Below are 20933 nucleotides of genomic sequence, written 5' to 3'. Positions count from 1 at the left end.
GGGTGCTGTCGGTCAGGGCGGCCTGCCTGCGGCTGGCCAGCGTGTCCAGCGCGTTGCCGACGGCACCGGACGACCGGCGCAGCGGGCGGGCGCTCCAGACCTCGCTGGCGGTGTGGGCGCCGGGATGGTCGAGCAGGAACTAGGCGATCATGCGGCGCAGCCCACCGTTGGGCAGTTTGGCGGCCCGCGGGGCAGAGTCGGTGACGACGGCCATGGTGATCTCCAGATCACGGATGGAGGCGGATCGACGGGGAGGATGTCGGGCAGGCGCGGTCGGTGACGAGCCGCGGATGGGCGTCGGGGGCGTCGCCGCGTCCGGCCGTCGGGCTCTCGGCGCTGGCGGCGCTGGCGGCGCTGGCGGCGCGGTTCATCGTGCGGCGGTGCTCTGCTCGTCGTGGATCGCCTGGGCCAGTGTGCGGTCGGTGGTGGGGATCGTGGCGGGGTCCGGCGGACGGTAGGCGAGCGCGACGCGGGCGATGGTCAGCCGGCCGAGGCGGACCTCGGCGGTCACGTGCAGGGGCTCGCCGACCCCGTGGTGGTGGGCCAGGTCGTCGGTCACGGCGCGGATGTGGTCGTAGGCGTGTTCCAGGGCCGCGTCGAACACCGGGCAGCCGCCGTCGCGGCGGGTGTGGGCGTTGTCGTGGGGGAACCAGACGCTGTAGGCGTCCGTCGTGCCGGGGGTGGTGCGGTAGTCGGCGGGGTCGCGGAGCGCGGCGCGTAGCCGACGGTCCGTGCGGGGTACGGCCTCGGGGGGTGGCGGGGTGACCATCACCTCCAGGCGGGCGACGGTGCTGATCCCGTCGAGGGTGATGTGGGCTGCGGCCCGCGTCGGCTGCGGGGTGGGGTTACCAGCCGATCTCGTCGCGGACGGGGCCGGGCAGGTAGCCGCGTAGCTCACCGGCGACGATGTGGACGGTTGGGGCGTCGGGCACACCGACGGCGACCCCCGGATGGGGTACTCGAACGGCCAGCTGGGCTGGGCCGCAATCCGGATCTCGGTGTCCGGGTCGCACGCTTCGAGGGCGTTGATCAGTTCGTGGACGGTCATGGGAAACGTCGCCCTTCGAAGGTGATCTGCGTTCGGGTCGGGTGGGGTCAGCGGGCGGTGCCGGGACGGATCTGTGCGGGGAGGTGCCGGTCACCGTGGGTGCGGGCGGTGGCTTCCCAGGAGAGGTAGTCGGCGTAGGCGATCACGTCGGTGTCGGCGTTCACCGCCAGGGCGCGTAGCTGTGCTGCGACCGTGGCCGGGGTGTGGTGCGGGGCCAGGAACGGCGTGGGTAGGACGGCCGGGGCCTCGCCGTCGGTGTGCAGCACGGAGAGGATCGTCCGATTGTCGGTCGGGTGCGGGAAAATCTCGATCCGGTTACGGGGCATGGCGGGCCTCCAGACGGTGGGCTGGCGGGGGCGCGGGGGCGCGGGGGCGCGGGGGCGCGGGGGTGCGGGGGTGCGGGGGTGGGGTCAGGGGGTGCCGGCGTCAGTAACGCCTGTGGGTACGCCCGCGATGTGGAGGACATCGATGATCAGGAGAAGGGGGGCGGTGGGGCTGACGGTCACCGACCAGCGTGGGAGCCGTGCCGGGGCCGGTCCGAAGGTGTGGATTTCCAGTTCGCCGTCGTCGAGGACCACGCGGATCCCGTCCCGGTCGAACATGAGTGCGTTGGGTCGTCCGGCCGGGTGCTCGTCTCGGGGGGTGAACCCGGTGTGCTGGAGCAGGTCGATCAGATCGAGGTTGTCGGGGTTTTCATCGGTGCGGTCCATGGCGGGGCCTCTCAGGAGACGATCGGCGAGGGAGGTTGGTGGGGCACCGGCGGTGCCCCACCCCTTTCTGCGATGGGGGTCCGGCTGCGCTCGGGTTGCCCGTCGCAGGGACGGGCAACCCGGGTGCGCCGCACCGGGTTTGAGGTGCGGTCCGGTGGTGGTCAGGCCGCGTCGTGGTCCTCGGCGAGGATGAGGGTCAGACCGTCGTCCAGTTCGAAGGAGACCCCGTCCACGGTGAGGCTGCCCAGGTGGTCCACGGCGTCGCACGCCAGGGCCCACAGCGCCTCGGACAGGTCCTCGGCGGCCCGTCGGCTCCCGCTGCCGGGTGCGGGGGTGATCGTCGCCCACGCGTCGAGGATCGCCCGGTCATCGTCCGTGGTCGCCATCCCGAGGTCCACAGCCAGGGCGATGATGGCCGCGGACAGTTCGTCGTCGGTGCGGACCGCGGACCCCTTCAGCCAGCAGCCGGCTAGCGTCGGCCCGATCTCGGTGGGCACGACCGGCGCTGCCGGCTGGTAGCCGGATGGGCCGATCACCGGGCACAGCGGCTGTCCGTCGATGTGCGACCAGGCCGCCACGGTCTGACCGGCGGGGGCCGTGCTACGTGGCGCGGCCGCCACGGCCCGTTCCCCGCATTCCGGGCACACCCGTACCGTGACCATCATCCAGTTCACCTCCATGGTAGATGTTTCATTCGAAAAACCGTCCGGCTTTCTATTCCCCATCCGGGGAATCCCCTGGAATGGTGCTGCTTTTTTGTTCGGTTTTTCGTTGCAATGCAACGGTAGCTCGACCCGACGGAACAGCAAAGCCCCTTTTTCATGACTCTTTCGGGAAAGGTCCCCGTGGAATCGCGGAAAACCGCTTGCCTTTCTATTGATGCAGAGGTATTTCACGCCTCCGCGTATCCGTGGAAAGTCATGGAATGGGGTCGGGTGATTCCTTGTCTGATGCCCCTGGTTGAGTTACCGTTGTCCTATCGGCCCGCACGACCCGATGGGAGACGTTCGATGGCTACGATCGACACCGACTACCGCATTTCCCTCCAGTGGCGGGACTCCGGAATGTCGGCGGTCGCGGTCCCGTTCTACCCGGACGGTTGCCCCCGGGATCCGGATGATGGTGTCCGCGACGTCGACGCGGTGTGCCCGGACTGCCGAGGGGGCTGGTCGGTCGATTATCGGGTGTCCGAATCCGCCCGGGTGGTTGCCCGACCGTGTGGGAGCGAGCTATGATGAATGCATCACGAATGGTATCCGCGCGCGGATACCATTCCCGTAGGCGCCGCTGGTCTGTCCGGTGGTGTGACCGGCCCACCCCCCGAGGGTCGGTCACACCACCCGTCAGACCAGCCCCGCGGGTACGCAGGCCGGCGACAGCCGGCCCCCGGCCCGCATGGCGTGGGCGGGCGCGGGAACACCACGGTGGGCCGTCGGTCGCCCCGGTAGGGGTGGCCGCCGGGCCGCCGATGGTGTGACTGCGCCTGCACGCGGCGAGTCGGGCGGACCATCGGAGGACCTCCCACCCCCGCTGAGCTGCGGGGACGCGGCCAGCGGGGTCGTCCTGCCCAGGCAGGACGACCCGCAGGAGGTGGAGCGGGACGGCCAGCGGGAGGACCCGCGGGCAGCGGACACCGACCCGCCGCCGTGACCCACCATGCCGGGCCGGTGAGCGTTGCATCGTCGGTTCCGCTCGGACCGCGACCGTGCCGGGTTCCCCGGCTCCGGGAGCCCCGCGGGCGGGAAGTCGACGGGCCGGCCGCGCCACGCACCGGTGGCCGTGCCGTGGAACAGCCGCAGGTCAGTCGGTCGGAATCGCCGTCGCGGCACCCCGGCCAGGCGGTATCCCCGTCGGCTGGGGAAACCCGTCGGGGCGTTCTCATTGTATCCGTCTCATGTGGCACATGCACCAGCGTCTCTTTTCATTGTCGCGGTTTTCCGACGGACTGGTGAAGGTATTGCCACTCGGTTTTCTGCCGGGTTCATCGGGTCGCGGCCGGCCGGGTCGCCCCGATGAATGTGGGCCACCGGTAGTCCTCGTCGCGGATGACGGCGCCGGTGTGGGGTGCGTCTATCATCCGGGTGCCGCCGGTGTAGACGCCGACGTGGCTGATCGTGGTCGGGGAGGTGCCGTAGAAGACGAGGTCGCCGGGTGCCAGCGGTGTTCTTCCGGCTAGGCGGGGGCCGGCGTCGTATTGGGTTTGTGCGGTGCGGGGAATGCTAATTCCGACGGCGGCGTAGGCGGCGTGGGTCAGCCCTGAACAGTCGAACCCGGGGTCGCCGTTGCCGCCCCACACATACGGCTTGCCGATCTGCGCGCAGGCGAACGTGACCGCCACCAGTGCCGCGCTACTGAAATCATCGGCTCCGGACTGAACCGTTGACTGAAAGGTAGGGCACGCTGCTGAACTGTTCGACGTCGGTTCAGAGTAGGTGGCGGCGATGGTGAGGACCCGGGCGACGTAGGCGTTGTCGTGGTTGTACTTCCACAGCGCGGCGGGGATGTTGACGCCGCCGCGGGCGCCGGACGCGCACAGGTAGTTTGCCGCCGAGTAGACGGCGTCGACCGGGTTGGTGATATCGGCCCTGCCGTCCCCGTCCCCATCGACCCCGTAGGCGGCGAAGGTTGTGGGCAGGAACTGCATCGGGCCGACCGCACCGGCCTCCGAGACCCAGTCGGGGTTGCGGCCGTGGTCGGTTTCTTCTCCGGACTAAAACGTTGATCGATCACGGACTCGTCGTTCAGCGGGGCCTGCGGGCCATGACCACCTCGGTGTCGCCTGGCCAGCCCCAGAAGATCCCTTCGGCGGAACGGTTCGCGAGCAGCGCCTGCACCAGGCCGACGAAGTCTTCCAGACGATCACCATAGAGGTGTGGCGCCGAGAACGAGAGGGACAAGTACCCGGGCGAATGTCCGGCTGGACGGGGTCGCGCGGGTCGCGGGTGAACTGCGCCTTCCGGTGCGCGCTCGGGCGGAGCGGGTTGCCTGCCCGCGCTGCGGGACGGTGTCGGCGAGGGTGCACGGCCGGTATCGGCGGCGGCTGGTCGACGTCGCGCTCGGCGGGGCGGGGGTCGTGGTCGAGCTGGTCGTCCGCCGGTTCCGCTGTTCGACGCCTGGATCGCCGCCGTCGAGGCCGACAACCAGCCCGACCTCCACCGCTTCACCCACGGCCTGCGCCGCGACTACGACGCCGTCCGCGCCCGGCCCGCAGGCCCCAGGTGCGTAGGGAAGGCCTCGGCGTCACTGTCGACCAGGTCAAGGTGGTTCTCGCCCGGCTGGCCGCCCGCCGACGGCGGAGGGTTCCGGCTGCCGCTTCCACTGGTCCCGATGCTGACGCCTCCGGCGGACTAACCGGTCGCCGCCGAACGCACGCGGCTACCATCGGCGACCGTGCGTGATCGAGCGCACGCTGGTCGCGGGCCTGGCTGTCCGGCTCCGTACTGGAGGCCGTCACACCCCGGCCGGCTGACCGGGCCGTAGGCACGATGGGCCCTGCGCGTGTGGAACGGGTCGCGAGACCCGAACGGCCCCCGGGTAACCTCCTCCTGGGCGTGAGTATGGAGGTCGACGGGGTGACGGGGGCCGTAGCTACGCAATGGGACTTCTTCATCTCCTACACCGCTACGGATATCGAATGGGCGGAATGGATCGCCTGGCAGCTTGAGTCCGTTGGCTATCGGGTTCTGTTCCAGGCCTGGGACTTCGTGGCCGGCTCCCATTGGACTCGCCAGATGCAGGAAGGCATCCTCAGCTCCGAACGGACCATCGCGGTGCTGTCCCATGGTTATCTCGACTCCGTGTACGGGAACGAAGAATGGCAGGCGGCCTACCGGGCGGACCCGAACGGCTTCCGACGCAAGCTGGTCCCCATACGCGTGGAGGATTGCGAGCGCGCTGGGTTGCTTGGTAGCGTCGTCTCCTTCGACCTGTACGATCACTCGGAAGAGGGTGCCCGGCAGTATCTGCTCCAACAGATCAAGTCGACGCGTGATGGCCGCGCGAAACCCAGTCAGGCGCCGATCTTTCCTCAACGCGCCGACCTACTGGTCGGTACGACACGCGAGCCGAATCCTGCCCGGCAGCGGCTGTCGCATCCGCCAGGCTTCCCGGGCTCGGCGCAGTTCCAAGTACACCCTTTAGACCAAGAACACGCGCTGCGGATACCCGTATCTGGGGCTAGAAGCGCCGATCATCTCACCTGTTCTGGCGCCCCTGAGCTCCCCGATTCTGCGTCGCTCCCACGGCCCGCCCCGTCGTCGAGGACCCGTGACGACGCGCAGTGGCCCGCTCCGGCTGCCGGATGGCCCATCACGGCCGGATCCAAGGCGCCTTGGACATCCGGAAATGAGGACCCGGCCAGTGTCTCGCAGCCGACCATGGCAAGCGATTTCGCATTTAGTTTCCTTCGCACCGTCGCTCGAATAATCGATCTATTTTTGAGCTTGATCTATACAATCATCATGATTTATCCGGTCGCCTTGCTGCTCTATCCCTTCGCTTTGCTTGTCCAGGACCCCAACAACGGCGCTTTCTCGACCATCGGAGCAGCAATTGCCGGCATCCTCGGGATCACTCTCCCCGAACTTCTGATGACCCGCTTTTTCGGAGCGACTCCCGGGAAGTTCCTCATGGGCCTTCGTGTCGTTTCTTGCGACCCTCAGCGAAAGCTGACTGTAGGCGTCATACTGATGCGGATGCTGATTCACGACCGGTCGCGGAGCGCAATGGTGATTTAACGAGACGTCGTACCTTAGCTTGTCGTTTAAGTTGTCTGCCTCTCAGTAAGGCACGGTGGAGCGGGCCACCCGAACCGAAGCCCACGAAATCACGCGCCAAGACGACCAGGCTGCCGGCTACGCTCATGTCAGTTCGCGATCCTGCGCGCGCCCGCGTAGTCCGGAAATGTTCGAAAGTCATGGATCATGACCGACGAAATCCGGTGCGTCGATCATGGCCGTTCCGCCGAGCGAGATCCCGACGTGATGGATGTCCTGCGGGGAACCGAAAGAACACCAGGTCACCAGTCTGCAACGGAGTCCCCGCCGGGAGCAAAGGCCCAGCGTTGTACTGGGTCTGGGCGGTGCGCGGGATCTGGATGCCGGCCGCTGCGTAGGCGGCGTGAGTCAGGCCGGAGCAGTCGAACCCGGGGTCGCCGTTGCCGCCCCACACATACGGCTTGCCGACCTGCGCGCACGCGAACTCGACGGCCGTGGTCAACGCGCACCACCGTGGCGCCTAGTGCCGTGAGGATCCGTCGCTGTTCCTGCTCGAACGTGGCCGGGCCAGGCCGCGGAGTAGTCGACGATTGTGATCGTGCGGTGTTCGATGCCGCCGATGAGTTCTGCCATGGCCCGCTTACCCCGCATCCGGTCTGCTGGCTCCGAGGTAGGTCAGGGAGCCCCATCGAGCTCCGACCGTAGTCGGGAAGGATTCGATGCGGACCTCGGCTCCCTCATGAGGAGCATCAACCATGATCGATTGCGTTTCGTCAGGACCGAGGTAGAGCCCAACATGGGACACGTCGCGGATACCGGAACCGAAGAACACTAGGTCACCGGCTTGGAGCGGCGCTCCTGCCGGTACCAGCAGACCGGCGTCGTACTGGCTTTGCGCGGTGCGTGGGATCTGGATGCCGGCGGTCGCGTACGCAGCCTGGGTCAAGCCTGAGCAGTCGAATCCGGGCTGGCCGTTTCCTCCCCAAATGTACGGCTTGCCGATCTGTCCGCAGGCGAAGGTGGCCGCTGTCAACGCCGCACTACTGAGATCATCTGCTCCATATTGGATTGTCGATTGAATTGGGGAGCATGCTGCTGAGCTGTTCATGTTCGGTTGAGAGTACTGGGCTGCCTGGTTGAGGACGTCGGTGACGTACCAGTCGGCATGGTTGTAGGCGAAGATCGCTCCCGGGAGGTCGCGGCCGTCGCGGGCGCCGTTGTCGCAGAGTTCGAACGCGGCGGCGTAAATGGCGTCGTGCGGGTCGTACCGCGATGGCGGGGTGGTGCCGCCGGGTGGGAGCGGATGGCGGGCGATCACGGCGGCGAAGGTTGGTCCGAGGAATTGCATACTACCGGCTGCCCCGGCCGGGTTTTCGCCGTGCTGGACGCCGGGGAGTCGGGATCGGCCGTGGTCACTTTCGATTTTTCCGATGGCGGCGAGGATGCTCCAGTCCAGGCCGGGGCAGACGGTGGCGGCCTGTTGGTAGAGGGTGAGGTAGTCGGTGGGGATGTCGTCGAGGGCTGCTTGGCTGGGGCTGCTGCCGCTGGTGCAGCCGAGGAACCAGCCGACGACGGGCGGGCACAGGACCTGTTCGGCCATCTGCCCGGCGGCGGCGCCGATGATGACAATGAGCAGGATGACAGCGGCGACAGAAGCGGCGATGTACTTGGTCGTAGCGGATCACCTCTGGGAATCTGCGCGGCTGGCGGTGTAGGAATGGGGTCGCAGGTGAGGTGCAGGAGACACGCTGGCGTTAAGCATCCAATCATTTATGACGGTGCCTGCTGATGGGTCGTTAACAGCGAGTTGGTGGGCTGGGGTCGGGAATGGTCGGCATGCCGAGGTCGGTCAGGTTCGTCGTGACGCGGTCTCCGCCACGGGTGCGGTCGAGACTGGCGAGTTTCTCCTGTGCCTTGGTGAGGCTGGCTTGAAGGCCCTGGATTTCGCCGAGCCAGCCGTTCGCCCGCGCTTCGGCGATCCGGTCTGTCAGGTTGCGAATGATGCCCACGAGACGGGGGCGTTGTCGGGGAGAGACCCGTAGCATCGGGCAGCGTATGCACGCGTGTTCATGCTGACAGCCGGTGCCGTAGGGTCGGCCACAGTCGCCGAGTTCAAGTTTGCGTTCGTAGAAGTGCTGCTGGAACTCGCGCCACTCGTCGTCGGTCGGTTCGCGGTATTCTTCGGCGGGTCGGACGGCTCGGCGGGCGTCCAGGAAGGCACGGTAGGAGCGGACCAGATCATCTTGGAAGACGGCGAGATATGCCTCGGTCGTGGTGATGGAAGCGTGGCCCAACAGGCGTGCGGCGATGTGCACGGGAAGCCCGTTGCTGACGGCCTCGGTCGTGAACATTCTGCGAAAGTCGTGCGCGGTGAACCGCAGCGGCTGACCGGTTGGGTCGGTGAGTCCGGCCCGCGCGGCGGTGTCGTTGATGAGCCGGTAGACCGTCTTGTTGCTCAGCACGTCGCGCCGCTGCCGGACGTGTCGTTGGAACAGGTGGGGCAGCGGGGGGCCGGTGACGTGCTCGGCCGGGTCGTAACGGGCGATCATCGGCACGGTGCCGGCGTTGTCGTTGCGCAGCCTCGTGATGACGGTCGCCAGGACGCTGGCGAGTTCGGGGCTGACGAGTAGGAGTCGTTCCTCGTTGCTCTTGGACGGGACGATCTGGAGCAGCGGGACGGTCTCGCCGGTGTCGGGAAGCTGGTAGGACACGAGTGCCAGATGGGTGATCTCCAGCATTTCCTCGATGCGGCAGCCGGTGTGGCGCAGGGTTTCGATGACGACCCACGCCCAGAAGGCGTCGTCCTCGTCCCGGGTCACGTCGCGCTGGACGCCGCTCGCGGCGTCTTCGACCAGAATCATCGACGTCCGGTACCGCGGCCGTTGGCGTGCCCGGTCCTCGTCGTGCCCGATGCGCCGGTAGCGAGTGCCTGCGTGCTCGAAGCACTGCCCGACGTCGGCTGTTTGCGCGGCGGCCAGCAGGCTGCCCTGCTCGGCGCGGTGGCGTTCCGCGGCGTCGACGAGGTCGGGAAGGCGGGGCAGCCGTTCACGTACCCGCTGGTGCATGCGGGCTTGGACGGTCTTCTTCTCCTTGGCGAAGCCACCCAGGTCGGCCTGGCGAATCGGGCTGGGCACCGCCCATGGCACCCAGCTGGGGTCTTCGAGCGCCCATTGGGCGATGTCGAGGTAGAAGGCGCGGACGGAGAGCAGTACGCCCAGCCGGTTGCGGCGCGGCACCGGCTTGCCGTTTCTGGTGATGACAGCGACCCGCTGTTTCCATGCCTCGGCGACGTCTGCTGGCAGGTGGAGGCTGTCGATGCCCGGGTGGTGGCGTTCGAGGTCGGCCCAGAACAGCCCGGCGAGGTGGCCTGCCAGGTGTTGCAGGGAGGCGTAGTCCAGGCTGGGCCGGCGTTCGTCGAGGTAGCGCACCAGCACGTCGCGGACGGGAGCGCAGCGGATGCCGTACCGGTCGATCAGCTGGGTGTTCGGCAGCTGCCCCTGGCCCACGGCACGGTGCAGCGGCAGGTCGGCGGGCAGGACGCCGACGTCGCGGAGCAGGCCCCAGGCGGTATGCAGCCCGGCCGGGGCCGAGCCGCGTCGTGCCAGCGCCCATGCCCGGTAGTCGAGCAGGTCCGCAGGGGTGAAGTCGTCGAGCTGGTGGCCGATGTGTAGCAGGATCTTGACGAGGCAGCCCTCGGCGGAGCTCTGCTGGTAGGCGCTGTGACCGGCGGCGCGGCCGGCCTGCCGGACACGGTCGAACAGCTCGGGGCTGAACATGTCTTTGGCGTGGCGGAACAGGGCGTTCGTCTGGTAGCCGTGGAGGAACTCGTAGCTGGGCAGGACGACGCGTCGCAGCAGCAGGCAGTGCAGCCCATCGGTGACCACATGCCGGCCGACTGGCCGAAGATCTCCGCCGCCGGCGGCGACGGTGCTGATCCAGCCAGGGCCGTCGTCCGCTCCCGACGCCAGCCACCGCTGCTGCCAGCCGTCGCCGGGATGGGCAGCCAGCCAGCCGAGAATCCGTCGTGCCCCGCGCAGCCGGGAGCCGTTGAGATCTGCCCGGCTGCCCGTCCAGAACGGGAGCGACGGCAGCGAGGCGATCAGCTCCTCGGCATCCAGCCCATCGCACGGCGCCGTCTGCCGCGTCTGGCCCGGTGCCAGGTCGGACGTCACCTCGCCGTGGGCCGCGGTCCTGGGACGTGCGCCGGTCACGGCCCTCATTGCGTCACCCCGCCCAGAAGCACGGACAGATCAGCGGTGTCGTAGCCGCCCGCGACCGGCCGCGGACCCTCAGCGCGGCGGTGTTCGCGTGCGGCCAGATACTGCCCGACCCGCCGGACCACGGTCTTCTCGTCCTCGGCGAGATAGACGTCGGCGGTCGTGCTCAGGTGCGCGTGACCGAGGATCACCTGCACGTCCCGCAACGACAGGTTCTCGTCGCGGGCCATCCGCAGCGCACAGGTATGACGCAGGTCGTGGGTCGAGTAGTTGGTCCCCAGCACCGCGTTGACGCGCCGGAACACCGCCCGCAATGTCTCATAGGTCATCGGCTGGCGGCGCATGCCGTCGCCGAGGTCACGGCGGCGCAGCGTCCACCAGATCGGCTCGCCCGGGTCCAGCTCGCCGATCTCGGCGAGGTACAGCCGGATCCAGACGAACGCCTCAGGGCTGGCCGGCAGCCACTGCTCGGCACCGGTCCCCTTCCGGGTCACCCGCACCGTCTGATCGCCCCAGTCCAGGTCCACGCCCCGCAGCCCCAGCAGCTCACTGGCTCGAACAGCATTGCTCACCGCGAGCGCGAGGATGCCCCGGTCCCGGTTCGAGCGCAGCGCACCGAACAGCTCCTTCCACTGCCCGTCGGGTATCTCCCGTGGCCGGCGTTTGGGCAGCTTCGGGTTGTAACGAGCCCGACCCGTCGAGCGCAGCGGCTCCAGCGGACTGCGATGCTGGTTCGGCCTGCCGCTCTTCCCGCGTTCCACCGACACCGGATTGACCAGCGGACCGGCGCCGAGTTCGATCCAGAACTCGTAGAAGCTGCGTAGCACGGCATTGCTGTGCCGAATCGTCCGGGCCTCGTAGCTGTCACCGAGATACCGCTTGCGGGTAACCGGATTGACCGTGCCAGCCGTCGCCGCCGACCGCGTCCGCGCCGAGTTCCGCAGCTTCTCGGCCTGCTGCAACCACAGCACGAAATCCCGGACCTCAGCCGACGTCGCCTTATCCCATTCCACATCGACGACCTGGAGCCACCGCCACCACCGCAGCAGGTCGTACGCATAGCTGCGGACGCTGCCCGGCCGGTTCCCGCGCGCGAGGAAATCCAGCAGAAACCGCCGGACCGGTTCGACCTCCTTCCCGGTGTCGTCCACCAGCAGCCACGGCAGTACGCCCGTCGCTGGCACGACCCGCCCCCACCGGGGCAGACGGATCATCTCGACATCCCGCGTGACGTGCTCGGTCATGCAGCCTCCCCTCGATCAGCTGCATGACTCCTACCGATCAAGAAGCTGCCAGCCCAGCACCTCCACGGCGTTTCCGCTGGTAGTCCGGTCAACGGGGCGACTTTCCCGACGGCGGCCAGCACCGGCCAGGGCAGGCCGGGGCAGGTCGCGGCGGCGGCGACGTAGAGCTGCTGGTAGCCGGCGGGAATGTCGCGGGCGGCGGTGCCGTCCGGCGGGCCACCCACCGCGCCTGTGCCGTCCATGCCGCTCGCGGTCAGGCCAGCGGCGCCGGTGAACACCCCGGCGGCGGCCCCGCACAGGATCGCGACGACCACGAGTAGCGCCCCGGCGGCGACCGCGACCCGGCCGGTCACCGCCGGCCCGCCGGCGGGTCGGGTGGGCGGGGGAACGGCGCGCCCAGCAGTACGTCGTCGGCGTCCCACGTAGCCGGCATCGGTGCGGGCGCGGGGAGGTTGAGGGCGGCGGGCAGGTCGGCCAGGGCCAGCCGGCCGGTACCGGTCAGGGGCTGCCAGACCGCGGCGGCCGGGCCGGTCTGGCCGCTGGTCGCGGTCGCCGCCGGGGTCGCGGTGGCGATCTGGATCTGCGGGGTCCACCGTGCGGGGTCGGTTAGCTGGCGGCGCAGGTGGGTTTCCCGGGCCGGGTTGGGCAGCCAGAACAGCAGCAGGACCGGGCGGGCCCGGGCGGTCGCCAGCGCGGTGTAGCCGTGGAGTTTGGCGGTGACCCGGTCGAGGGTTTCGGTGCCGGTGTCGTATTCCAGGTAGAACTCCACCCCGCCGCCGGCCGGGTCGTGCCAGCGGCCGTAGCCGTCGGGACGGGCCAGGTCCCCCCACAGCTGCGCGGTACGCCGTTCCGACCACCACAGGGTCAGCCCCTGGCTGGCGGGGAGCGGCCGGCTGGCGTGCGCCAGCGCGGTGAACACCGCGTTGACCCCGACGAGATGGGACAGCCGCGGGGAATGCGCCAGCGCGGCGGCGCTGTCGCGGCGCCAGCCCAGCTCACCGACGCTCAACCCGGTGTGGGCGGCGAGGATGGGGGCGCCGGCGGGTCCGAGGAGGTAGTGACCCAGGGCGGATTGTCGGCCGTGCCCGGCGTGCGGGCGGACCCGGTCGAAGACCCGTTGGCGGTGGAGCACGGTGAGCCGGGCCCGCGCGACCCGCTCGGAGCTGAACGCCAGGGCGGTGATCTGCCGGCTGGTCAACACCCGGTGTTCGTGCACCATGCTGATGAGCCAGCGGTCGCGGGCGGTGAGCCGTTCGGCGAGGGTGAGGAGCAGGTCGGGGTCGAGCCGCGTTCGGCCCCCACGGCCGGTCCCGCCGGCGCGGGTCATGGCCGGCCCGGCCGGGGTGCGGGCAGCGGCCGGGTCCGGACGGTGAACGCGGCGGTCGGTTGGGCGGCGACGACGAGGCGGACGGCGGCAGTGAACGCGGGTAGATGTGCCAGGTCGTGCGCGGTCAGGGTGGGGGCGGTGTGGCAGGCCAGCACGGCGGCGTCCTGCGGGGAACAGGCGAAGAAAATCTTGTTGCGGGCGTTCGCGGCGACCGCGTCGGTCAGGTCGGCGGGGAGTTGCGCGAGGTGCTGGTGGGCGAGGATGAGGGACAGGTGCAGGCCGCGGGCCTCGGCGAGGATGTCGGCGAGCCCACCCGGCAGGGTCAGGAAGGTGTGCGCCTCATCGAGGTAGGCCGCAGCGTCGGGCCGGTCTCCCGGTGGGCGGCGGGTGCGGGCGAGAGCAGCTTGCCAGATTTTCGCCAGCACAATGGAGCCGAACACGGCGCTGGCGTCGTCCCCGATCGTGCCTTTGGGGATCCGGACCAGCAGGATCCCGCTGGCGTCCAACACCCGGGTGAGGTTGACGGTGGACGGGCCGGCAGCAAGGACGGCACGGACGAACGGGCGCAGCAGCAGGGTGCGGAGTTTGTTCAGGACCGGAGCGGCGGCGTGGGCGCGGGCGCCGTCGGAGAGCTGGGTGTACCAGGCCCAGAATCCGGCCAGGATCGGATCGGTCACCCCGGCGGTGGCCCGGCGTCGGAAAGCCGTGTCGGTGAGCAGCCGGGCGACGTCGACGAGCGTGGCCGTCCGGCCCACCCGGGCCGGGGCCGGGGTGAGCAGGGTCAGGCAGGTGGCGCGCAGCAGGTCATCGGTGCGGGGGCCCCACGAGTCCGCCCAAATCCGCCGGCAGATGCTCAGGAGCTGGTCGGTGGCTAGTGCGGGGTCGGCGCCGTCGAGAATGTTGATGCACGGTGGTGGGCCGGGCTGGTCGGGGTCGATAAGGATCAGCCGGCCGCCCAGGCCGGCGGGCAGCCGGGTGTGGATGTCGCGGATCAGGTCGCCTTTGGGGTCGATGACCGCGACCCCGCGGCCCGCGACCGCGTCGTTGAGGATCATAGTGGCGAGCAGGGTGGACTTTCCCGAGCCGGTGGCGCCGAGGACGTGGAGGTGGTGGCGGGCGTCGGTGACGGCGAGGCCGACGGGGCGGGGCCGGCCGGCGTCGGTGTCCCCGAGCGGTTTCACCGTGGTCGTTGCGGTGCGGGGGGTGGGGATCCCGACCGGGGGTGGCACTGCGGCGGCGCCGGCGCGGGCCAGTCCGGGCATGGTCCCGTCGGCGGGCAGATGCGCGAGAGCGGCGAGTTCATCGACGGCGACTAGGTCCCCGCGGCGTAGCCGGCGGCCGGCGAGGAGACCGGGCGGGTCGGTCACGGTGAGTCGGTGGAGATAGTTGTGGCCGGCGTAGAGGCTGAACGCCGAGGCCAGGGCGTGGGCCCGTCCCTGCAACGGCCGCAGGGCCCGGCGGCGGCCGGCCCGACCGGCGGGGCGGGTGGCGGTCGCGGTCGCGTAGGTGAGGGTGGCCTCCCAACGCGGCTGGACCGCTTTGGCCCCGATCGCACGGGATGCCGCGGACTCCTCCGGCGGCGTTGGCCCCACCCGCCGGGCCACGCTCCTTGAGGGCTGCCGGCCGGTGTGCGGGGTAGCCAGGTCCAGCAGGTGGGACAGCGGGGTGGGGGTGTGCTGGCCGCGGTGACGGGCCGCGGCATGGCGGGCCCGGGTGAGGCGGTGGCCGGTCACGGGGCGGGCGAGGATCTGCACGGTGGCGGTCTCGTCGTCGTCGAGGTCGGCGGCTGCGGCGAGTAATGCCCGGACCGGATCGGCGCCGTGGTCGACGCGCAGCGGGAGGATGTCGGGACGGGCCAGCCGCAGCCGTCCGCCGGTCGCCAACACCCCGGCGGGCAGTGGATCTATCGCCGGGCGGGTGGTAGTACGGGCGCCGGGCCAGGCGGCCTGCACGGCCCGTTCGACCAGGCCGGGGGGTACCGGGCCGGGTACCCACAGTCGGATCGCCGTGCCGGCCCGGGTGCAGACCAGTTCCCAGCCCAGGTGCGGCTGGCCGTGCAGGAGGCGCTGCCACGGCGGGCGGAGCAGGCCGACCATCTGCCCCCAGAACACCTGGGCGGCCTGCGGGTGCACCTCGGGTGGGGTGAGGATCTCCACGGTGCGGGCCCCCGTGGCCAGCCGGGCATGGCGGGCGGCCCGCACCCGTCCGCGGATGACGACGCCGACGGCGAGCAGGACCAGGAGCGGGATGCCGAGGGGTGGGCCCCAGATCAGGAGCACGTCGACGGTGCGGCGGGTCACGGTGTGCCAGAAGCCGGCCGGGTCGGCCCGCAGACCGGCCGGGCCGTTCGACACACCAGCCGGCGGGGGAAACGGGGCTGCTGTGGGTGCGGGGGGTGCGCTCATGGCAACCTCACAGAACGTGGGAATGGGGGAACCAACAGTGGCCGCTGGCGGGTGTGGTGGGATACGGGAATCCCGAGCGGGCCGAGAGGGTCAGCAGGGGTCGGCGTCCGCCGCCTGCTCCGGCTCGGCTGGCCCGGGCAGACCGACCGGGCGCTCGCCGGGGTGGGGCGGGTGCGGGCCGGTGAGATCCACCGGATCGGTGGTGATCAGCTGATGTTCGGTGGGTGAGGCGTCGGCGTGGAAGGCGACCCGGTGGGCGGTGCCGGTGAGCAGGAGTCCGTCCCCGGGCCGGGCCGCGAGGAGCCGGCCGGTTTCCCCGTCGGAGAGCCGGAAGGTGGCCTGGACCTGCGCCAGGACGCTGGCGTCCTGGCGCAGCAGGATGTGGGTGGCGGCGTTGGCGACCACCGCCCGGCCCAGGTCGGTGGCGAGCAGGTCGGCGGCGTCCTGGGTGACCACGGAGAGGCCGGCCCAGTGCTTGCGGGCCGCTTTCGCGAGCTGGAACAGGAACCGGGCGCCGGCCGGGCGGGCCATCAGCAGCCAGGCCTCGTCGACGACGATGAGGCGCCGGCACCGGTCGTGCGGGTCGGCGACGGTCCGCCAGATCGCATCCAGGGTGAGCAGGGTGCCGGCGGCCTTCAGCTCGTCGGGGAGATGTTTCAACGAGAACACGACCAGGTGGCCGTCGGGGTGGGTGCTGGTCGGCCCGTCGAACAGGCTCCGGTGGCTGCCGGTCGTGTAGGGGGCGAGGCGGGCGGCGAGCGCCGCCCCGGCGGGGTCGGTGTCGGTGTGCAGGGCGGCGGTGACGTCGGCGAGCAGGGGTGCGGGCCGGTTCCAGCTGCGGGGGTCCGCGGTGATCCCGGCGTGCTGGTAGGCGGTGAGGATCGCCCGGTCCAGGACCGCCCGGCCGGCCGCATCCACCCCGCTCCCACCGCCGGCGGTGGGAGCGGGTCCGTTGTCGTCGCCGAGGAGGGTGGTGATCAGGGTGTGGCAGAACAAGGCCCGCCGCGTCAGCAGGTCCGGGTCGGCCCGGCCGTGGATGGGGAGGTCCAGCGGGTTGAGGCGGACTCCCGGGGCGCCGAGGGCGAGATGGGTGCCGCCGACCGCGGCGGCCAGGCGGGTGTATTCGTCCTCGGGGTCGACGACGGCGACTGCGACGCCCTGGTAGAGGGAGCGGAGCACGTCGAGTTTCGTCAGGTAGGACTTTCCGGCGCCGGAGTGCGCGAGGGTGACCGAGTTGTAGTTAGCGCACGCCCACCGGTCGTGCACGACGAGGCCGGCCGAGGCCAGGTTCCGGCCGTAGACGACCGGGCCGGCGCCGGGCCGGTCGGGGTCGGGTAGCGGCAGGTCCGGGCTAGTGAACGGGAACGCGGCGGCGAGCGCCTGGGTGTCGAAGGTGCGGCGGATCCGCAGCAGGTCGGTGCCGACCGGCAGGGTGGTGGCCCAGCCGGGCAGGGCGCGGAAGGTGGCCGGGTGCACGGTGAGGAGCAGGCTGTGGGCGACCGCGGTTACCCGGGCACGTTCGACCTCGAGGTCGGCGGGGGTGGGGGCGTAGCAGGTCAGGTACAGGCCGACGGTGAACAGGCGGGCTTCGCCGCGGGCGAGCCGGCCGGCGAGATCGGCGGCGTCGTGGGTGGCGGCGTCGAGGGCGGGGTCGGCGAGTTTCCCGGCGGTGGCGTCCGCGCGGCGGCCGGATTCCAGCCGGGCGAGCTGGCGGCGGAGCCGGACCGCGGCGACCGCCGGGACGATCGGTTCGATGTGGAGGGCGACGTCCAGGCGGCCGGGGTAGGCCAGGAGCGGTTCGGCCCAGCCGGGTCCGACCTCGCGGGGGTAGCCGACCGCGGTCACCGTCGCCGCGTACATGCCGGCGATTTCCAGATGTTTCGCGGTTACGTGCATCGCCGGTGGGGTGAACAGCGCCGGCCCCTCGGCGGTCGGGGTGGAGCCTGGGGAGTGGCGTGGTCCACGCAGCCAGCGGCGGGGGCTCATTGCCGGTCTCCTCGGTCGGGAGCGGTGATGGTGCCGGCCGCGGTGACACCCGGGGTCGGGGGGAGGCCGGTGGGGTGCGCCAGCGTCGCGAGCAGAACGGTCACGGTGTCGGCGTCGCAGATCCGTACACCGACCCCGGCGGCGGCGAGCAGCCCGGCGGCTTCCTCCAGTCGGCGTAGCGCCCGGCCCGCCGCTACCGTCCGGTCTGTGCCGGGGCCGATGGGTTCGCGGGCGGTGAGCAGGATCTGGCGGGTCAGCAGGGTGCGTCGGCCGGCGAGGTCGGCGAGAAACGTGGCGTGGTCGACCGCGGCGGTTTCCAGCGCCGGGTGCGGCAGTCCGGGGGCGAGGGCGTGCAGCCGGTCCAGGTGCGGGTCCAGGCGCACCGGAGCGGCCCGGACGGTGATCTGTATCGGGCCGGACAGGGCGTTGAGCATCCCGGTGAACACCGCGACCTGGAGCTGGCGGTCGTGGTCGTTGCCCAGCGCGGTGTTCACCGCGTCGACTTCGGCGAGGACCGCGACCCCGTCGGCGCCGAGGTCGACCATCCCGGCAGTGTCGACCCCGGCGGCGAGTGGCCGGGCCGGTGTCGGCTGCCGGTGACCGTCGGGGCCCAGGGTGGGGAGCCAGCCGGGTAGGGCGGGGACCCCGTGCGGGGCAGGGACCTGCTGTTTCGGTGCCCGGCGGTGGGTCAACGCGGCGGCGACATACCGGTCGGCGGGCAGGCCACCATGCTGGCCCACGGCGAGCATGGTGCCGGCGGCCAGGATCGGTACGATCAGCATGGCGATCAGGGGCAGCGGCAGGGCCGGTGCGGCCAGCTGGTAGACGGCGGTGACCGTGAGCAGGGTCGGGGCCAGCAGCAGGAGCTGGCGGGCGGTCAGTCCGGCCAGGATCCGGTCGGGCCGGTCCACATCCGCGGGAATCCGGACTCGGCCGGCGGACACCGCGGTGGCGGGTGGACGGAGTGCGGTCATGACACCTCCACAACGATTGAGAACGGACAGCACGGGGACACAACGACGACGGCACGGGCGGGACGGCGGTCAGCGCGCCGGACGGACAGCACCGGCCGGCTGGACGAGACCGGACGGACAGCACTGGACCGGATGGACGAGACCGGACGGACGGGATAGGACCGGAGCAGGGACGGGCCTCAGATGACGGTGGAAGGAACAGGGGCCGGCCCGGATACCGCCGGATGTCAGCGGCGGGGTCACAAGCCGATGCCAGCGGCGGCGAGGCCCGCGCGTAGCAGCCGGTAGCGGACCAGGGTCAGGACCATCGGGCGGCCGCCACTGCCGCGGAGCACCAGCTGCGCCACCCAGCTCTGGAGGCGGATCGCGACGTAGAGCACGGACGCGGCTACGAGGATGTTCACCAGCCCGTCGCCGTTGGGGAGCAGGCCGCCGGTGCCGTCGCCGCCGAGCAGGATCTGCAACCCCAGAATGATCAGTAGGCTTTGGCCGATCTGGATGGCCAGGCAGCCCGCGACCGCCCGCCACCACAGGGCTGCGGCTCCCTCGGTCCAGGGCAGGCCGTGCCAGATCAGGAGCAGCGGGCCGGCGACCGCGAGCAGCATCATCACCGTGATCCGGACGATCCAGCCGACGACGACCATCGCGGCCAGGCCGACCACGACCAGCGACAGCAGGATGAGGAAGATGTTGGTGATCCGTCCGCCGAGGAGCAGCGTCAGGAGTAGCTGGGTGGTTCCCGTGGCGTCGATCCGCTGGGCGGTCAACGCCTGGGACAGGGCGTTCGCGAGGCGGATCGCGATCCCGAGCAGGGTCAGGCTCAGGTTCGCCGCGGCGAACCCGATGACCATGCGGGGGGCGAGTTCCTTGGCGGTGGCGCGGGTCTGGACGCTGTCGTAGCCCATGACCGCGATCCCGCCGACGGTGAGGATGAGCAGGAACAGACTGTTCGCGAGGACGACACTGCCGTGCCACAGGTCCACGACCCGTGGTTGGGCGGTGATGTCGGGGGTGGATAGCACGGTGCGGCCCAGTAGCCGCAGCATCGGTTGTAGCGCGGCTGCGATGAGGTCGGAGAACCAGTTGTTGATCGCCCGGGCGATCCGGCCGGGGATGTCGAGCCAGTCGAACCAGCCATCCCCACCGCCGGTCGTCGCCGGTGGGGTCGGGGATGACCCGGGGGACGGGGTCGGGAACCGGTCGGGCTGGCCGGCGGCCGGGTCCGCGCCGGGATTCGCCGGTGCTGTCGGTGCCGGCCGGGCCGCCGGTGGCGTCGCCGCGCCGTCTCCGGCCGTCGGTGCGGGTGTGGCCGGGTCTCCCGCTGGTGCTGGCGTGGGTGCGGGTGCGGTGCCCGGTTGGGGTGCGGGCTGGGCCGGGATGCCCGCCGCCGGTGGCGGTTGCGGTGCTGTCGGCGTCGTGGGGATCGGCGCCGGGGTGGCCGGTGCGGAGGCTGGTGGTGCCGGGGCCGGTCCGGGCGCCGGTGCGGGGACCTGCGCCGTCGCCGATCTCGACAGCCCGAGGATCCCGGCGATCGCGACCAGGACGGTCATCATCACGGCGACCCGCCGGCACTGGCGTCGGTGTCGCATCGGCCGGGCGCGGGTCAGGATGCGGCGGGCCGGGCAGGGGGCCATCAGGCGCCGACCACGGACTTCAACGCTTTCAACAACAGCGGGGCGAGGATCGCCAGCCCGTAGCCGACCGCGGCGTTCTTGAAGGCCTGTTTGGCCCGCTCCACCTCCCCGGGATCGCCGTTCGCGCCCAGGTAGCGCATCCCTCCGAGGGTGAAGAACAGTGTCGCGACGGTCGCACTGATCCCGATCAGCCAGTTCCGCAGATTTTTGAGGACCGTGTCGAGATCCGGGGACGTCGGTTGCGGTGCTGGTGGGGGCGGTGGTTGCGGTGCCTCCTGCGCCAGGTGCAGCGGGGCAGCCCCCGCCACCCCCGCCCCCACCAGCAGCATGATCAGCAGCACGGCGACAGCGGCAGCTAGCAACCGTCCGCGCCCCGACATCTGGTGTCTGCCCTGGCCCGCCGTTGGCAGGGTTGGGGCCGGTGGGGACCGCCACGCCTGCCCGGTCACGGCGGCCACAGCACCGACCAGGACCGCGAGGGCCACCAGCCGGGCCATCGATGGTGGGGCCGCGGCTGGCAGCAGCCGGTGGAGCCCGACAGCGACCGCGGTCAGCAGCAGTACCGCGGCGAGGGTGCCGGCCGTGCCCGCCCCGGCGGCGGCGAGGCCTGTCGTGCACCGCGGCCAGCGGCCCGCCCGGCCACGGCCCGGCTCCGGCTCCGGCGGGCGGACAC

Annotated in this window: 20 protein-coding genes and 1 pseudogene; 5 read left to right on the top strand and 16 right to left on the bottom strand. The window is 70.9% G+C overall.

Features of this window, described 5'->3' with window-relative positions:
- Positions 1-2: 2 nt before the first annotated feature.
- Positions 3-143, top strand: a complete 141-nt coding sequence (locus MJ797_RS18700; protein ID WP_239336879.1) for a hypothetical protein — start codon at positions 3-5, stop codon at positions 141-143.
- A 224-nt stretch (positions 144-367) separates the two neighbouring features.
- Here the strand turns inward: MJ797_RS18700 and MJ797_RS18695 are convergent, their stop codons facing one another.
- The 4 genes from MJ797_RS18695 to MJ797_RS18680 all read right to left on the bottom strand — a co-directional run bounded on the left by MJ797_RS18695 (position 368) and on the right by MJ797_RS18680 (position 2423).
- Positions 368-1048: a hypothetical protein gene (locus tag MJ797_RS18695; RefSeq protein WP_239336877.1), complete on the bottom strand. Its 681-nt coding sequence runs from the start codon at positions 1046-1048 to the stop codon at positions 368-370.
- A 47-nt stretch (positions 1049-1095) separates the two neighbouring features.
- A complete protein-coding gene (locus tag MJ797_RS18690; protein ID WP_239336875.1) occupies positions 1096-1374 on the bottom strand; it encodes a hypothetical protein in 279 nt (92 codons plus the stop codon).
- Between the two features lie 84 nt (positions 1375-1458).
- Entirely contained in the window at positions 1459-1758 is a 300-nt protein-coding gene (locus MJ797_RS18685; RefSeq protein ID WP_239336873.1) for a hypothetical protein, read from the bottom strand.
- 161 nt (positions 1759-1919) lie between these two features.
- On the bottom strand, positions 1920-2423 hold the full coding sequence (locus tag MJ797_RS18680; RefSeq protein ID WP_239336871.1) for a hypothetical protein: 504 nt from the start codon (positions 2421-2423) through the stop codon (positions 1920-1922).
- Between the two features lie 345 nt (positions 2424-2768).
- Here MJ797_RS18680 and MJ797_RS18675 point away from each other — a divergent pair, with 345 nt between their 5' ends.
- Together MJ797_RS18675 and MJ797_RS18670 are read left to right on the top strand one after the other, a co-directional pair.
- Positions 2769-2993, top strand: coding sequence for a hypothetical protein (locus tag MJ797_RS18675; protein ID WP_239336869.1), 225 nt, complete (start codon positions 2769-2771; stop codon positions 2991-2993).
- Positions 2994-3231: 238 nt separating this feature from the next.
- Positions 3232-3408, top strand: a complete 177-nt coding sequence (locus MJ797_RS18670) for a hypothetical protein (RefSeq protein WP_239336866.1) — start codon at positions 3232-3234, stop codon at positions 3406-3408.
- A gap of 331 nt (positions 3409-3739) precedes the next feature.
- Here the strand turns inward: MJ797_RS18670 and MJ797_RS27565 are convergent, their stop codons facing one another.
- On the bottom strand, positions 3740-4402 hold the full coding sequence (locus tag MJ797_RS27565) for a bifunctional lytic transglycosylase/C40 family peptidase (protein ID WP_239336863.1): 663 nt from the start codon (positions 4400-4402) through the stop codon (positions 3740-3742).
- A 228-nt stretch (positions 4403-4630) separates the two neighbouring features.
- Between MJ797_RS27565 and MJ797_RS27275 the strand changes: the two genes are divergently transcribed.
- Positions 4631-4984, top strand: coding sequence for a transposase family protein (locus tag MJ797_RS27275; protein ID WP_308128344.1), 354 nt, complete (start codon positions 4631-4633; stop codon positions 4982-4984).
- A gap of 331 nt (positions 4985-5315) precedes the next feature.
- Positions 5316-6494 carry a TIR domain-containing protein gene (locus tag MJ797_RS18655; RefSeq protein ID WP_239311018.1) on the top strand — a complete coding sequence of 393 codons (1179 nt, stop codon included), beginning with the start codon at positions 5316-5318 and terminating at the stop codon, positions 6492-6494.
- Between the two features lie 201 nt (positions 6495-6695).
- Here MJ797_RS18655 and MJ797_RS18650 read toward each other — a convergent pair.
- The 11 genes and pseudogenes from MJ797_RS18650 to MJ797_RS18600 form a co-directional block, all read right to left on the bottom strand.
- Positions 6696-6969: pseudogene (locus tag MJ797_RS18650) on the bottom strand (C40 family peptidase); the annotation flags it as partial.
- 144 nt (positions 6970-7113) lie between these two features.
- Positions 7114-8073, bottom strand: a complete 960-nt coding sequence (locus MJ797_RS18645) for an NlpC/P60 family protein (protein WP_239311019.1) — start codon at positions 8071-8073, stop codon at positions 7114-7116.
- A gap of 196 nt (positions 8074-8269) precedes the next feature.
- Positions 8270-10693 (bottom strand): site-specific integrase, encoded by a 2424-nt coding sequence (locus tag MJ797_RS18640; RefSeq protein WP_239311020.1) that lies wholly within the window; start codon positions 10691-10693, stop codon positions 8270-8272.
- Positions 10690-11934, bottom strand: coding sequence for a site-specific integrase (locus MJ797_RS18635; protein WP_239336862.1), 1245 nt, complete (start codon positions 11932-11934; stop codon positions 10690-10692). The genes MJ797_RS18640 and MJ797_RS18635 overlap by 4 nt, the downstream gene beginning before the upstream one ends.
- Complete coding sequence (locus tag MJ797_RS18630) at positions 11931-12287, bottom strand: hypothetical protein (protein WP_239336861.1); 357 nt, start codon at positions 12285-12287, stop codon at positions 11931-11933. The genes MJ797_RS18635 and MJ797_RS18630 overlap by 4 nt, the downstream gene beginning before the upstream one ends.
- A complete protein-coding gene (locus MJ797_RS18625; RefSeq protein ID WP_239336849.1) occupies positions 12284-13261 on the bottom strand; it encodes a replication-relaxation family protein in 978 nt (325 codons plus the stop codon). Before MJ797_RS18625 ends, MJ797_RS18630 begins: the two co-directional genes overlap by 4 nt.
- Positions 13258-15666, bottom strand: a complete 2409-nt coding sequence (locus tag MJ797_RS18620) for a helicase HerA domain-containing protein (RefSeq protein WP_239336846.1) — start codon at positions 15664-15666, stop codon at positions 13258-13260. The genes MJ797_RS18625 and MJ797_RS18620 overlap by 4 nt, the downstream gene beginning before the upstream one ends.
- 90 nt (positions 15667-15756) lie before the next feature.
- Positions 15757-17652: a VirB4 family type IV secretion system protein gene (locus MJ797_RS18615; RefSeq protein ID WP_239336843.1), complete on the bottom strand. Its 1896-nt coding sequence runs from the start codon at positions 17650-17652 to the stop codon at positions 15757-15759.
- A complete protein-coding gene (locus MJ797_RS18610; RefSeq protein ID WP_239336840.1) occupies positions 17649-18626 on the bottom strand; it encodes a PrgI family protein in 978 nt (325 codons plus the stop codon). The genes MJ797_RS18615 and MJ797_RS18610 overlap by 4 nt, the downstream gene beginning before the upstream one ends.
- A 239-nt stretch (positions 18627-18865) precedes the next feature.
- Positions 18866-20260 carry a hypothetical protein gene (locus tag MJ797_RS18605; protein WP_239336837.1) on the bottom strand — a complete coding sequence of 465 codons (1395 nt, stop codon included), beginning with the start codon at positions 20258-20260 and terminating at the stop codon, positions 18866-18868.
- A partial coding sequence (locus MJ797_RS18600) for a pilin (protein WP_308128342.1) occupies positions 20260-20933 on the bottom strand: 674 nt, incomplete at its 5' end. The genes MJ797_RS18605 and MJ797_RS18600, both read right to left, overlap by 1 nt.

Source organism: Protofrankia sp. CiP3 (assembly GCF_917627345.1).
GTDB lineage: Bacteria > Actinomycetota > Actinomycetes > Frankiales > Frankiaceae > Protofrankia.
Note: the sequence above shows the minus strand (reverse complement) of the source record. Positions and strands in the feature narration are given on the sequence as shown.